This window comes from Lonsdalea quercina (genome assembly GCF_900107885.1).
GTDB classification, from domain to species: Bacteria; Pseudomonadota; Gammaproteobacteria; order Enterobacterales; family Enterobacteriaceae; genus Lonsdalea; species Lonsdalea quercina.
In genome coordinates this window covers 62411-76485 of the sequence record NZ_FNQS01000007.1, presented here as the reverse complement: position 1 = coordinate 76485, position 14075 = coordinate 62411, and the positions used below count along the sequence as shown (strand labels likewise).

At 54.2% G+C, this 14075-nt stretch carries 15 protein-coding genes; 6 read left to right on the top strand and 9 right to left on the bottom strand.

What is annotated here, in order from left to right; translation table 11 throughout:
* Nucleotides 1–63 precede the first annotated feature (63 nt).
* Together BLU64_RS11020 and BLU64_RS11015 are read left to right on the top strand one after the other, a co-directional pair.
* Nucleotides 64–498 (top strand): type II toxin-antitoxin system RatA family toxin, encoded by a 435-nt coding sequence (locus tag BLU64_RS11020; protein ID WP_026742180.1) that lies wholly within the window; start codon nt 64–66, stop codon nt 496–498.
* The gene (locus tag BLU64_RS11015; protein WP_026742181.1) at nt 491–781 is read left to right on the top strand and encodes an RnfH family protein; all 291 of its coding nucleotides are present in this window, start codon (nt 491–493) and stop codon (nt 779–781) included. The genes BLU64_RS11020 and BLU64_RS11015 overlap by 8 nt, the downstream gene beginning before the upstream one ends.
* A gap of 322 nt (nt 782–1103) precedes the next feature.
* Here BLU64_RS11015 and bamE read toward each other — a convergent pair whose 3' ends face one another.
* The 3 genes from bamE to nadK form a co-directional block, all read right to left on the bottom strand.
* Nucleotides 1104–1442, bottom strand: a complete 339-nt coding sequence (bamE, locus tag BLU64_RS11010) for an outer membrane protein assembly factor BamE (RefSeq protein ID WP_026738635.1) — start codon at nt 1440–1442, stop codon at nt 1104–1106.
* Nucleotides 1443–1553: 111 nt separating this feature from the next.
* Entirely contained in the window at nt 1554–3215 is a 1662-nt protein-coding gene (gene recN, locus BLU64_RS11005) for a DNA repair protein RecN (RefSeq protein ID WP_026742182.1), read from the bottom strand.
* Nucleotides 3216–3300: 85 nt separating this feature from the next.
* Nucleotides 3301–4179 carry an NAD(+) kinase gene (gene nadK / locus BLU64_RS11000; protein WP_026742183.1) on the bottom strand — a complete coding sequence of 293 codons (879 nt, stop codon included), beginning with the start codon at nt 4177–4179 and terminating at the stop codon, nt 3301–3303.
* A 136-nt stretch (nt 4180–4315) separates the two neighbouring features.
* On the opposite strand from nadK, the gene grpE reads away from it, so the two are divergent.
* Both grpE and BLU64_RS10990 read left to right on the top strand, forming a co-directional pair.
* The gene (gene grpE, locus BLU64_RS10995; RefSeq protein WP_026738638.1) at nt 4316–4888 is read left to right on the top strand and encodes a nucleotide exchange factor GrpE; all 573 of its coding nucleotides are present in this window, start codon (nt 4316–4318) and stop codon (nt 4886–4888) included.
* Nucleotides 4889–5216: 328 nt separating this feature from the next.
* The gene (locus BLU64_RS10990) at nt 5217–6455 is read left to right on the top strand and encodes an Nramp family divalent metal transporter (protein ID WP_026742185.1); all 1239 of its coding nucleotides are present in this window, start codon (nt 5217–5219) and stop codon (nt 6453–6455) included.
* A gap of 41 nt (nt 6456–6496) precedes the next feature.
* Here BLU64_RS10990 and BLU64_RS10985 read toward each other — a convergent pair whose 3' ends face one another.
* Genes BLU64_RS10985 through BLU64_RS10975 form a run of 3 tightly spaced genes read right to left on the bottom strand, consistent with a single transcriptional unit; the run spans nt 6497 to nt 9770 of the window.
* Nucleotides 6497–6697 (bottom strand): tautomerase family protein, encoded by a 201-nt coding sequence (locus BLU64_RS10985; RefSeq protein ID WP_026738640.1) that lies wholly within the window; start codon nt 6695–6697, stop codon nt 6497–6499.
* A gap of 43 nt (nt 6698–6740) precedes the next feature.
* Complete coding sequence (locus tag BLU64_RS10980; protein ID WP_026742186.1) at nt 6741–8576, bottom strand: FAD/NAD(P)-binding protein; 1836 nt, start codon at nt 8574–8576, stop codon at nt 6741–6743.
* A gap of 3 nt (nt 8577–8579) precedes the next feature.
* Entirely contained in the window at nt 8580–9770 is a 1191-nt protein-coding gene (locus BLU64_RS10975) for an MFS transporter (protein WP_074728714.1), read from the bottom strand.
* A gap of 111 nt (nt 9771–9881) precedes the next feature.
* Here BLU64_RS10975 and BLU64_RS10970 point away from each other — a divergent pair, with 111 nt between their 5' ends.
* Both BLU64_RS10970 and nudK read left to right on the top strand, forming a co-directional pair.
* Entirely contained in the window at nt 9882–10766 is an 885-nt protein-coding gene (locus BLU64_RS10970; protein WP_074728713.1) for a LysR family transcriptional regulator, read from the top strand.
* Nucleotides 10767–10856: 90 nt separating this feature from the next.
* Nucleotides 10857–11438, top strand: coding sequence for a GDP-mannose pyrophosphatase NudK (gene nudK / locus BLU64_RS10965; protein ID WP_026742189.1), 582 nt, complete (start codon nt 10857–10859; stop codon nt 11436–11438).
* Nucleotides 11439–11494: 56 nt separating this feature from the next.
* Here the strand turns inward: nudK and tal are convergent, their stop codons facing one another.
* The 3 genes from tal to hemF all read right to left on the bottom strand — a co-directional run bounded on the left by tal (nt 11495) and on the right by hemF (nt 14002).
* Nucleotides 11495–12445, bottom strand: coding sequence for a transaldolase (gene tal / locus BLU64_RS10960; RefSeq protein ID WP_026742190.1), 951 nt, complete (start codon nt 12443–12445; stop codon nt 11495–11497).
* A gap of 169 nt (nt 12446–12614) precedes the next feature.
* On the bottom strand, nt 12615–13067 hold the full coding sequence (locus tag BLU64_RS10955; RefSeq protein WP_074728711.1) for a YaiI/YqxD family protein: 453 nt from the start codon (nt 13065–13067) through the stop codon (nt 12615–12617).
* A complete protein-coding gene (hemF, locus tag BLU64_RS10950) occupies nt 13067–14002 on the bottom strand; it encodes an oxygen-dependent coproporphyrinogen oxidase (RefSeq protein WP_074728709.1) in 936 nt (311 codons plus the stop codon). Before hemF ends, BLU64_RS10955 begins: the two co-directional genes overlap by 1 nt.
* Between the last annotated feature and the right edge of the window lie 73 nt (nt 14003–14075).

The following is a 14075-nucleotide window of genomic DNA, read 5'->3' as shown; positions in this document are numbered from 1 at the left end:
GCGTTTTAATCCGAAGACCGAAAGTGCTATTATTTTGCGCATTTGTGACTCTTGGAAAATGGTATGCCCAAAATCAATCGCTCTGCGTTAGTCCCCTACAGTGCCGAGCAAATGTATAAACTCGTCAATGATGTTCCTTCTTACCCTGCTTTTTTACCGGGATGTTCAGGAAGCCGAGTTTTATCCACCTCTTCGGAGGAAATGACTGCGGCGGTTGATGTTTCCAAAGCTGGCATTAGTAAAACCTTTACAACCCGAAATACGCTGACAGATAACCAGTCTATCTCAATGCAGCTGGTTGACGGCCCGTTTCGGCAATTAAAAGGCGATTGGCGGTTTACCCCCCTGAGCGAAGAGGCTTGTAAAGTGGAGCTTGACCTGGATTTTGAGTTCAAAAATGCGCTGATTGAACTGGCCTTCGGCAAAGTCTTTAAAGAGTTAGCGAACAATATGGTTCAGGCTTTTACCGAACGAGCCAAAGAGGTTTACAGTGCCTGAGATACGGGTTGAGGTGGTTTACGCGCTGCCGGAGCGTCAGTTTCTTCGTCCGCTGCAGCTCAATGAGGGTAGTACAGTAGAGCAGGCGATCAAAGCGTCGGGTTTGCTGACATTGCGTCCCGAGATAGATCTCAATATTAATAAGATTGGTATTTTTAGCCGCCCGGCCAAACTGGATGAAAAGTTGCAGGAAGGCGATCGCGTTGAAATCTATCGACCCTTGATTGCCGATCCCAAAGAGTTGCGCCGACAAAGGGCTGAACACTCAAAAAGTAAACGCTAGACGACGTGGGCCAACGAGCTAACCAACCTAACTAATTTCGTTGCCAGAAAAGTCCCCGTCAAAGGGAAAAAGTAAGGGTGGCAGTTTCACGAGCGTAGAATCGAAGAAGCGACAGCCACCTACTGACTTAATCGTTATTCCCGACATCTGCTGCGTGACGCACCCGTATGGACATACTGTGCGTATCTCGTTTAATCACGCGCTCGTATCGCACGCTTCCAGAATTCGGTATGACCTGAAAAGCTTTCCCGTAGAGGAAGGCTTTTCAGGCGTCTTCGGCTTCAACCCAACAGTCTAAAGCCTATCCGACAACACTGGCCGATCAGTTCAGCGCTGGCTTATTATCGATGCTGGTCAGAATGCCTTGGCTGTTGAAATTCAGCGTCAAAGTCTGCTGTTTCACGGCTTCATGTCCTGGCTGCTGGCGGAATACGTAGAACCAGGTATCGCTACCAAACGGGTCCTGCAACATCGGTGTTCCCAGAGAATAAGCAACCTGTTGTTTTGTCATACCATTATGGATCTTGGCGACATCAGCCGGAGCTAAGTAGTTCCCCTGGTTGATATCCGGGCGATAAACCACCTTCTCCAGAGTGGAGCATCCGGCGGTCAACATAACAGCGACCACCGCGGCGATGACAGTCAGCGTTTTACAGCGCATAGTGAGTTCATTCCTTAAGGGCATAGGTTGCCGATGATAATAGACCTTGCCTGTCTTGAAAACCGGCAAGGCCCATGTAAGACCTCAGGAACCTGAAAAAGTTGAACGTTTTTATGCGGCCAGTAACTCTTTGGCATTCGCCAGCGTATTCTTGGTCACGGCGCTCCCTCCCAACAGGCGGGCCAGCTCCTGAAGGCGAGCGCGTTTGCCGAGAGGCTCCATCAGTGTTTCAGTTTCTGCGCCGTCAGTCTGTTTGCTGACGAAGTAATGATGGTGCCCGCAACCGGCGACCTGTGGTAGATGGGTCACGCACATCACCTGCGTGGACTCACCCAGTTGGCGCAGCATTTTGCCTACGATCGCCGCGGTCGGACCGCTAATTCCCACATCCACCTCATCGAAAATTAGTGCCGGCGTATCCATTTTCTGTGCGGTGATGACTTGCAGAATCAATGCAATACGTGACAGCTCCCCGCCTGATGCGACCTTGGCCAATTGTTGGTGGGGCTGTCCTGGGTTGGTTGTGACGCGAAACTCGATTTGGTCGGCCCCCGTCATGCTGAGATGCTCGGTCGCGAAGGTGACGTGAATGGAGAATTGGCCGTGTGGCATTGCCAGTTCGCGCATGTTCTCTGTAATCAACAGGGAGAGCGCCTCAGCATGCTGGCAGCGACGAGTATGCAGTTGTTCAGCGGCATGCAGCGCCTGTTGGTGATATTCGTGTACAGCCTGACTCAAGGCCTCGTGATCGCTTTCCTGCTGATCCAACAACTGCTGCTCGTTCAGCAGTTGCTGATAAAACGTAGGTAGCTCTTCCGGCGTGACATGGTGTTTACGAGACAACGACAGCTGGCGGGAAAGCCGCTGCTCCAGTTCATACAGGCGGACAGGATCAAGCTCCATGCGGTCGCTGTAGTGACGCAACTCGTCGCTGGCTTCGCTGATCTGAATATGGGCTTCGTCGAGTAAAGACAGAATGCCAGACAGTGATTCGTCCAGCCCAACCAGTTCGGTCAGCGTCTGACGAGCGCTGTGTAACATACCGAGCAGGTTTTGCTCTTCCCCTTCGCTGAGGATATGCAACGTCTGTTGGCTCAAAGACTGTAACTGCCCACTATTGGCCAGACGTTTGTACTCGGCGTCGATCTGTTCGTATTCGCCAGCTTGAGGCGTAAACTCGTTCAATTCTTTTAACTGGTACTGCAGCAGCTCGCGTCGGGCCTCTCGCTCAATCGCGGCCTGCTGGTGCTGAGCAAGCTCCCGGCAGCTATGGTGCCACTGACGGCAAGTTTCTCGCATCGCAGACAGTAGCTGCGGTTCGTCCGCATAAGCGTCCAGCAGATATCGCTGATGTTCGGGTTTCAGCAGCAGTTGATGGGCGTGCTGACCGTGCAGTTGAATTAAATGCTGACCCAATTCACGAAGTTGGGAAAGCGGCACGGCAGTCCCGTTGATGAACCCGCGGGATCGCCCATCAGCTCCGACTACCCGGCGGAGAAGACATTCGTTGCTGTCATCTAACTGGTTGTGCTCCAGCCACTCAAGTGCGGCTGGCGTATCTGCTAAAGAAAACCGCGCGCAGATGTCCGCGCGCGCCGCGCCGGGGCGAACCATGCTGGCATCGGCGCGATTCCCGAGGCAAAGGCCCAAGGCATCAATCGCGATGGATTTGCCCGCCCCGGTCTCTCCGGTAATGACGCTCATACCTGCCTGAAAATCAATCTCCAGTTCGCGCACGATAGCGAAGTTACTGATAGTGAGTTGAGCCAGCATGATGTTTTTCCTGTATGTAAAAACAAGTGTTAATGCATACAGTATAAACTGGTTTTTTATACAGTAAAGTAGTTAGGTTGACTTATTAAAATAATTTTTTCGACCAGCCTAATTTACTGCTTAATGTATTGAAGTAATTATAATTTTCTGGATGGATCAGATTGAGGTGGTGAGGACTGCGGCGAATCAACACCTCTTCGCCTTCCTGTATAGGTAGCGCGATTTGACTGTCGCAGCTTATCTCTAAGTCATTGGTAATTTGAGAAAACTTTAGTCTGATAGTGCTGTCGTTGCTGATGACGAGCGGCCGAGCGGACAGCGTATGAGGGAACATGGGCACCAGCGCGATGGCATCCAGTGATGGACTCAGGATTGGGCCGCCGCCGGAAAGGGAATAGGCGGTGGAGCCGGTGGGCGTTGAGATAATCAAGCCGTCTGAACGCTGTGAAAAGGCAAAACTGTCGTCTATGTAGACTTCAAACTCGATCATGTGGGCAACTTTGCCGGGATGAAGGACGACTTCGTTGATGGCGCTGCTACTGCTGTTCATATGGTTGGCCCGGCACACCTGAGCCTCCAGCATAAAGCGACTTTCGCGAATATAGCGTCCGGCGAGGACGTCGCTCAGCTGTTGCTGGGCGTGATCCGGGTCCAGGTCGGTTAAAAAGCCGAGATTTCCTCGGTTGACGCCGATGACGCTGATATCGTAGCGGGACAGCACCCGCGCGGCGCCGAGCATGTTGCCGTCCCCACCGACCACTACGGCGAGGTCGGCCTGTTGCCCGACTTCCGCCAGACTGCCGGTGAAGGCGTCAGTAAGGTTCAGTTCCTGGGCAATATGTTGCTCAAGAATAACGGAATATCCTTGACCAGTTAGCCACTTATAGAGCATTTCGTGTGTGGCCAGGGCGGAAGGATGCCGCGGATGACCGACGATACCGATGCAGTTAAATGTTGTATTCATTGGGCGGTTAATCCTTACGGGAAGAGGCGTTCCGTGTTTTCAGCCGAGCAATATGTCAGGGTTCCCTTGAAACCCCCGTTATGATCCCCATAATAAGCGAACAAGCGAGATGAATGCCAAAACCGCGGAGTATTTCATGAGTAGTAAAGAACAGAAGTCGCCGGACGAACAGGTCCAGGATCAAAAGAAAGCAGCAGACGCCTCTGTTGAGACGCCAGAAGCAGCTGATCCCCGAGATGAACGTATTGCCGAACTGGAAGCGCAACTGAGCGAGTTACAGCAACGTGAGCGTGAAAGCGTGCTGCGTTCTCGCGCCGAGAGCGAGAATATTCGCCGCCGTGCGGAGCTGGACGTTGAAAAAGCGCATAAGTTTGCGCTGGAAAAATTTGCCGGTGAGATGTTGCCAGTGATCGATAATCTGGAGCGTGCGCTGGAAACGGCAGACAAGTCCAACGATGCGCTGACAGCCATGATCGAAGGGGTCGAACTGACGTTGAAATCCCTGCTGTCTGTCGTGCGCAAGTTCGGCATTGAGGTGGTGGCGGATGTGAATGTCCCGTTCAACCCGGAAATTCATCAGGCTATGACAATGATGGAATCTGCCGATCACGAGCCTAATCAGGTGATGCTGGTCATGCAGAAAGGCTACACTCTGAACGGTCGTCTGCTACGTCCGGCGATGGTTGCGGTATCAAAAGCGAAAGAGTAATACTTTTGGCTTTGCTTCGGAGCAGTGGGATGTCTACCTGCTCCGAAGAGAACCTGCTTTTTCTCTTCCCCTTTATCTCCCCTCCAAAGTATCGACTCGATAACAATTCTCGTCTGATTCATGCCGATCCGATTTTTTTTCAGGCTGGAAGCATCACATTGTTTATATTTTGTTAATATTAGTTTTCTGAAACGCATAGGGTTTTGTGTCGACATACATCATTATTTCTGCCTATCAGAATAATCATTTCTACCGATCTAAATGCACTTGATAATCATTCTCATATTTGTGAGAGTATAATTTCAGTATGTTTAGAAGGGTCAATTTTATGCAGGAGAGTCGCGTTATCACATCTGTCAGCCGTACATCTAGGAAGATCAAACTTTCCCTGATGGGGCCTGCGTTTATCGCGGCGATCGGCTATATCGATCCTGGTAACTTCGCGACCAATATTCAGGCCGGGGCTTCATACGGCTATCAGCTATTGTGGGTGGTCGTATGGGCTAATCTCATGGCGATGCTGATTCAGCTGCTTTCCGCCAAGTTGGGGATCGCGACCGGTAAAAACCTTGCCGAGCATATTCGCGACCGCTTTCCGCGTCCTGCCGTTTGGGCCTATTGGGTACAGGCTGAAATTATCGCTATGGCGACCGACCTGGCTGAGTTCATTGGCGCCGCTATTGGCTTCAAACTGCTGCTGGGCGTCTCTTTGCTGGAAGGTGCGGTGCTGACTGGTATCGCTACATTCCTGATACTGATGCTGCAACAGCGCGGGCAAAAGCCGCTTGAGATGGTGATAGGCGGCCTGCTGCTGTTTGTCGCTGCGGCCTATATCGTCGAGCTGATGTTTTCTCGTCCTGAGCTGGCATCGATTGCGCGCGGCATGGCTATCCCGAGTCTGCCGACCTCCGACGCCGTGTTGCTGGCGGCAGGCGTACTGGGTGCGACTATTATGCCGCACGTCATTTATCTGCATTCGTCGCTGACGCAGCATGAGGAAGACAACACTCGAAGCGATCGCTATGCTTCGACGAAGTTTGATGTGGCCGTGGCTATGACCATCGCTGGATTCGTCAACCTCGCCATGATGGCGACAGCCGCAGCGGCGTTTCACTTTAGCGGCAACACCCACGTTGCGGATCTGGATCAGGCGTATTTAACGCTTAAACCCTTGTTGGGACAGGCAGCCGCGACGATATTCGGTCTCAGTCTGGTCATTGCGGGGTTGTCTTCGACGGTGGTGGGAACTCTGGCGGGGCAGGTCGTTATGCAGGGATTCGTCCGCTTTAGAATACCGCTGTGGCTGCGTAGAGCGGTGACCATGCTGCCATCGTTTATCGTCATCCTGTGCGGTATGGACCCTACGCGGGTGCTCGTCATGAGTCAGGTACTGCTGAGCTTCGGCATTGCGCTGGCGCTGGTTCCTCTGCTGTTATTCACCAACGATCGTGAACTTATGGGCGAGTTGGTCAACGGCCGGTGGGTGAAATTGATTGGCTGGATCATCGTCGCCGTGGTGGTGACATTGAACCTCTATCTGCTGATAGGCAGCCTGTTCGGTCTTTAGTACAAAGCGCGGCGCTTATTGCGCCGCATCTTTACGCGAGTTTATTTCCCTTTTCTCAATTCGGTGACGGGGACGCCGCCGATGCCCCAGTTATCCGTTTCAACCTCCTCAATCACCACGACGGTGGTGCTGGGATTCTTGTTTAAAACGTCTACCAACAATTTTGTTGCGCCTTCGATCAATTGCTTTTTCTGGTCAGCGGTCACGCCTTCCCGTGTCACTTTGATATTGACGTATGGCATCGTTTCCTCCGGTGTAGACCTGAAAATTATTCAGGTAATGGGACTACGAGAACACATTCGAATCATTCATGGAATAAAGCTGTTCCAACTGCTGATACATTTCGGTGACGCATCTTCCGGCATCCTGCAGCGCGCGAGAGTTAACCTGCGGACGCGGCAGCACATAGGTATAGAAGTTCGGTCCTTCTGCGAGGACTCCCAGCGCCCATAGTGATTTCTGCGTTTCTCCTTCGCTGGAGATTGGATGCTGATTGCGATCGATATCTATCCCGCCGGGATGATAGCCCTGGTTGATGAAGGGGCGGATAATTCCCTGTGTGATGAGGTTGTGGATAAACGGAGAATCATCATGCAGCGCAGAGAAACCGTCGATCTTGGCTTTGACCAGCACATCGAATTCCGTTCGGCTGTTCGTATCGGCAAACGTGCTGTTAATCTCGAAACACCCCGAGTGGGCGTTGAGCAGCAGCGTTGACGCAGGTCCCCCTGCAACTTTGACCACTCCCGCTTCCATCAGCGCCAGCAGTTCGCGATTGCGCACTAACGGCGGCCCCACCGCGATGCGGTTAAACACCGGCGCGTAGTGCTCTAACAGACGCTCATGGGATTCGCCCGTCAGCCCGCCGAAATCGATCGCATAGCGTAGAATGTCGCGCACATCTCGGATCACATCGGTAGCCGCTTTGACCGCGCCCTCGATATTGCCTAGATCCGCGGCGTGGAGATCGTCAATCAGGTGCGCCATAAAGAACTCGGTGTAGGCCTGCAGAGAAGCGAATGACATGCCCTGATGTGGATAAAACAGTGCGAGGATACGTTGACGATCCGCGGGATCTTCTTGATACGTCGCCGCATCCGGCCAGTGCTTATCCAGAGTGCTGCGATAGACGTAACACATCTCCTTCACCAGCAGAGGCAGGATCTGTTTTTCAAAATCCAACTTCGACGATCCCGTGTCGGAGTGCGTCTGCTGACGAAGTTTGTCGATGACGGCGAGAGTGATGAACGCGGGATGGTACTGCCCACCGATGCCTTTTTGATTACGGCCACGGCTGCTAAACGGCAGCGCCTGACGGGAGAACAGGGCGATATCCGGTTCACGTCCGCTGGGCGTGTATAACAATCGGTCTCCCTCTTCTGTGAAAATGCCTCCTCGGCCATAGGTTAGTTGCGACAGCACATCGTAAGCGGTAAGCCCCATACCTTGAATCAGCACACGCGACTGGGGCGATATCTCGTCCAGCATCGTGGTTGGATAAGGCGTGCTGAAATACTGGAGTCGGGGATTTTGCGTGCGGTTGGCGGCCACGAACTGCAGCAGCACGTGATCGTCAATGGACAGCCTATTGTGCCCATGACCGGTGGTGAGGAAAACAAAATCGGCCGTAACGCACGTCCCGCCTTGCAGAGCAATGGTGGTTTTCCCGTTGTCCTGAAGGGTCATGTTGATGGCACGGTACGGACGATGGCGGATCACGAGATCGTGCGGCAGGCCGCGGGTGATTTCGTGGTATCCCCAGCCGAGATATTCGCCCAGCAGCCGACGGGGAAGGTAGTCGTTTTCCTGAACTTCAGTGCCATTTTTGTTTCGGTAGCCCTGTGCTCTGGCCCACTCACAAAAATTAAGCCCACGGCGGATGGGGCCGCTATTTTTGACCGACTCGTCACCGAATAGCGTAATTTGGCTGGCGACGGTGTTGACCAGCAGGTGGTCGGGTTGTTGAGGACTGTGAGCGCCCGTGCCAATTTCATTGGGGTCCACGAGCAGGATTTCCATTCCATCTGAATGTGGTGATTGCTGATAAAGCGTGATCAGACGTTCAAGAATACTTAACCCTCTTGGGCCTACGCCCAATATTGCGATAGTTGTTCGAGCCATAACTCATCTCCTTTGATTGATCGAACATTGACGATTTCCTGTTGTGAAATAACTCATTCCAGAGGCAATAAATAACGCGATGGCACCGCAGACAATGGCGGAGACGACCGCATGGGGACCGTATTTCAACGCGCTGGTCAGCAAGGGGCCGGCAATTTGCCCGATGCCGTAAGTCAAGGTGACGAGACCGAGCAGATTGATATGTCGCGGAACGCGAATGCGTTTGGCTAATGGCATCACCAGCGAGGTGGTGCCCATGAACGTGGCGCCGAAGCCGATGCTGCTGAGGGTTAACAGTACGGGGGAGTCGCTGACCAAGGTCAACAGGACGCACGCTCCCTGCAGGAAAAGATTTGCCGTCAGACATTGCTGCGTTCCCCAACGACCCGCGGCCCATAGCCAAATGAAGCAGCCGGGAACGATGCCGAGACCGACCAGCGACCACAGGTGGCTGGCAAGCAGCGGGAATGCCAGTGTCTTGGCCATCAGAGGCAGATAGGTGGCGATAATGATGTAGCCGAAGCCGGCGAGTCCATATAGCAGCGCCAACTGCCACCAGAGTATGGTTTCCTGTTTGACCGGCGTGGGAGCGACGCTGGCTGGCGCAGTGGCACGCCGTGGCGTCAGCAGCCACATTCCCATCAATAGCAAAGCGGACAGCAGGCCCGCGCCCCACCATAGGGTCTCTGCGTCCAGCGCATAGCGTTGGCCGACGACGACAAACTCATTCCCCATGATGATCCCCACGCCAACGCCCGCATATAACGCAGCGATAGCCCCAAAGTCATGCGTGAGGCGCATGATGCTTAATGAGCCGAAAATCATCATGCCAGCGCTGGCAATACCGGCGGTGAAACGAATCAACAGCGTCAGGGTAAAATCATGAGTCAGGGCCATGGCGAATGTCAGCACGGCGGTGGCGATAGCGGCGGCAAACAGCGTCGCGCTGGTATAAGCGGGGGGGATCAGGCGGCTGAAAGCAAACAGTAGGCTACCAAACAGATACCCCGCATAGTTGGCGCTGGCAAGGTACGAGAGCTGGTCGAAGGTAAACAGTTTCTCGCTGAGCATGATGGGCAACATGGGGGTGAAGAGAAAACGGCCGAGTCCCATTCCCAACGCCAAAATCGCCATGCCAAACAGCGCAGCGCTAATAGATGACGACAATTGCTGGGAATATCGCACATGATTCATTTTTCTCTTCCGAAGGTAGCAGGAATGGTGTTAGAGCTATCCTGACGGTTATTAGGATAAATAAAAGTGAATATTTATTAGCTAAATATTCATTTAAAGGGAGCGTACGATATGAACAGCAATTCATTGCGTTTCTTCAAGGCCGTAGCTGAGACCGGCTCTGTCACAGAAGCTTCAAAGCGTTTGCACTGTGTTTCGTCAAATGTGACTACCCGGCTCAAGCGATTAGAAGCCAGCCTCAATGTCTGTCTGTTCAGGCGTGAGAAAAATCGTCTCTACATCACGCCGGAGGGAGAATATTTGCTGGGGTATGCCAAACAAATTCTGGCGTTGATGGACGAGGCGCAGCGAAATTTGCAGGCCAGAACGCCTTCCGGGCCGCTACGCCTCGGGTCATTGGAAACCACGGCGGCGATCCGCTTACCTTCCCTGTTGTCCTCATTTAGCCTCGAGATGCCGCTGGTCGAGCTGAGTCTGGAAACCTATCCAACGTCTCAACTGGTTGAAAAAGTGCTAAATGGCCAATTAGATATCGCCTTTGTCGCTGACCATGGACTCTTACCGTACGATCTGCTCGGATGCATGCCCGTCTGGCGGGAGAGGTTGGTTTTGGTCACGGCTAAGGATCACGCCGACGTCGTGACCGCCGACGATTTGCAGGTCACCAAACCGTTGGCGTTTGCACGAGGCAGCCACTACCGCTTCCGCTTCGAACAGTGGATTAGCCAGCAAAATCTGGCTGGCGCCGGGCTACAGGAGTTTGGATCTTTTCAGACCATTCTCGGCTGTGTAGCGTCAGGCATGGGAATTTCTCTTCTCCCTGAAAGCGTGGTCAGGCGCTATGCGCAGAGCTTTGCTGTCCGTAGCCATACTATCGACCCTGCGATTGGTGAAATCGATACGCTGATGATTTGGCTCAAGAGCCGAGAGTCGGGCTGGGGCTCTTCCGCATTCAGGCAATTTGTGGTCAATAACGGTTCGGTGCATGATGAGTGACTCGGCGTCGCCTGGTCGACATGGCCCGGCGATCCTGCTCATCAGAATATCCTGATGTTGATTGACCCGATTTGAGACCGAGGACCTTTCATGACGTCATCGATTACCATCGTTAAAAAGAAACTGCTGTCCGACCAATGGTTTGTGCTGAATAAGTATGTTTATGACCTGAAGAGGAAAAACGGCGGAACCGTTCGGCAGGTTCGCGAGGTTTATGACCGGGGGAATGGGGCAACGATTCTGTTGTACAACCGGGAACGCGGCAACGTGGTTCTGACGCGTCAGTTTCGGTTGCCGACATACCTGAACGGCAATGAGAGCGGCATGCTGCTGGAAGCCTGTGCGGGGATGCTGGACGATCACTCGCCTGAAACCTGTGTACGCAATGAAGCCATAGAAGAGACCGGCTACGTCGTCAGAGACGTCGAAAAATTGTTTGAAGCCTATATGTCGCCGGGGGGAATGACTGAGATCATCCACTTCTTCGCCGCGCAGTACGACGACTCCTTGCGCGAAAACAGCGGAGGCGGGATTGACGATGAGGATATCGAAGTGGTCGAACTGCCTTTTTCCGAGGCGGTCGCCATGATGAAAGACGGACGAATCAAAGACGCGAAGACCATCATGCTCTTACAGTACGCCCAGATACAGGGGTGGTTTAGTCAGTCGTAGTGGATTGACTGTCAGGGCGGGGCGGTGAAGTTCGCCCCGCGACCTCTCTTTTCCTGTTACAGCTGTGCGGCCAGCAGGTCTTCAAGCTTCTGTTGATCGGCGGCGAAGAGACGTATCCCTTCCGCCAGTTTCTCTACCGCCATAGCGTCCTGATTGTGCAGCCAGCGGAATTCGGCTTCGGAAAGCGGCGAGGCCTGGTAGAGCCCTTCCGTTGCCGGACTGAGTTTGCGCTCTACCGGCGCGTCGCTGTTTTTCAGCTGCTCCAGCAGATGCGGAGAGATGGTCAGGCGGTCGCAGCCAGCCAGCGCAAGCACCTGTTCGACCTTGCGGAAGCTGGCACCCATGATGACGGTCTCGTAGCGATGCTGCTTGTAGTAGTCATAGATGCGTTTGACGGACTGTACGCCGGGATCCTGCTCCGCTGAATAGTCCGCATTAGGTTCCCGAGCCTGATACCAGTCGTAGATGCGGCCGACGAACGGTGAGATCAGATACACGCCCGCTTCCGCACAGGCCCGTGCCTGCGCAAATGAGAACAGCAGCGTCAGGTTGCAGTTGATCCCTTCCTTTTCCAGCGCTTCGGCGGCCTGAATGCCTTCCCAGGTTGCCGCCAGCTTGATCAGAATACGTGAGCGGGGAATGTCCTTGCGTTCATACAGCCCGATCAGCTTGCGGGCCTTGGTGACGCACATACCCCGGTCGAATGACAGGCGCGCGTCCACTTCGGTGGAGATCCGCCCCGGTATGCTTTTTAGCACTTCGGCGCCAATGTTGACGGCCAACTGGTCGCTGGCGTTAATCAGCTGTGTTTCGCGCGATCCGCCCTGCTGGCGGGCATAGTCCAGCGCGTCGGTAAACAGCGACTGATAGGAGGGCAGGCTGGCGGCTTTCAAGATCAGCGAAGGATTGGTCGTGGCATCCTGCGGCGCGAAATGCCGGATTGAGTCGATATCGCCGCTGTCAGCCACCACGACGGTGAACTGTTTAAGGGCATCGAGTTGGTTCATGCATGACTCCTGGGATAAGAACGGATCGACGAAAACTCAGGGTAGTAATGACATACCCTGCATCAGTACCGGACAGAATGACATGCGGTTTTTCTGATTACTGTGATGGAGTAAGACAATATGGCAATGGATTTCCCCGATCGAAGGGATGCGATCGGGGAAAGAGCGATTAGCGGGACTGTCGTTGCAGCCACTGATCCAACTGATTGGCGAACTGCTGGCGGTCGCGCTGGCTCAATGCGTTGGGGCCGCCGGTCTGAATGCCGCTGGAACGCAAGGTATCCATAAAGTCGCGCAGCGTGAGTCGCTCACGGATAGTGTCTGGGGTGTAGCGCTCTCCGCGAGGGTTTAGCGCCTCGCCCTGTTTTTCCAGCACTTCGGACGCCAGCGGGATATCGCTGGTGATCACCAAATCGCCGGGCGTAACGCGGCGGACGATTTCGTTATCCGCGACGTCAAAGCCTGCCGCGACGCGCAGCGTGCGCAGATAGGGGGAGGTCGGCACTTTCAGCGGCTGATTCGCGACGAAGGTGACGGTGGTCGCCGTGCGTTCTGCCGCACGATACAGGACTTCCTTGATCACGACCGGACACGCGTCGGCATCGACCCAGATGACGGCCATCAGCGATCCCCCTCGTTCTCTTTGAGCGCCAGCCAGTCGCGCGGCGGCAAAAAGTCCCGATACAGTGCAGCTTCCGGGCTATCCGACGTCGGGGCGTACTGATATTCCCAGCGTACCAACGGCGGCATCGACATCAGAATGGATTCTGTCCGCCCGCCGCTCTGTAGGCCGAATAGCGTGCCTCGGTCCCACACCAGGTTGAACTCCACATAGCGCCCGCGACGATAAAGCTGGAATTCGCGCTCCCGTTCGCCCCAGGGCAGATCTTTACGGCGTTGGACAATCGGCAAGTAAGCCTCTGCAAACCCTCTGCCGACGGCCTGCATAAATGCGAAGCTGGTGGCGAAATTCGGCGTATTCAGGTCGTCGAAGAACAGGCCGCCAATGCCTCGTGCTTCGTTGCGATGTTTCAGGAAGAAGTACTCGTCGCACCAGGCTTTGTAGCGCGGGTAGATGTCTTCGCCGAAGGGCTGACAGAGGTCATGCGCCGTCTGATGCCAATGAACCGCATCTTCTTCAAAGCCGTAGAACGGCGTCAGGTCGAAGCCGCCGCCGAACCACCACACCGGCGTCTCGCCCTCTTTTTCGGCAATAAAGAAGCGCACGTTGGCATGGCTGGTGGGCACGTACGGATTGAGCGGATGGATGACCAGTGAGACGCCCATGGCCTGAAAACTTCGTCCGGCCAGCTCCGGCCGATGAATGCTGGCGGAAGGCGGCAAAGACGCGCCTGAAACGTGGGAAAAGTTGACCCCAGCTTGCTCGAAGACCTGTCCCTGGCGCAGGACCCGGCTTCGTCCGCCGCCGCCGGTTGCGTATTCCCAGGCGTCCTCCCTGAAGGTTTCGGCACCGTCCATCTGTTCCAGCTGTTGGCAGAGGGTGTCCTGCAACGAGAGCAGAAAACGTTTAATCGCGTCGATATCGGGAGAACTCATCGTGATCCTTTTGGCATCTGTGGCAAAGCCGTCAGTATAACGAGATTTCCGCGTCGATAAATGCCGTCGTGGC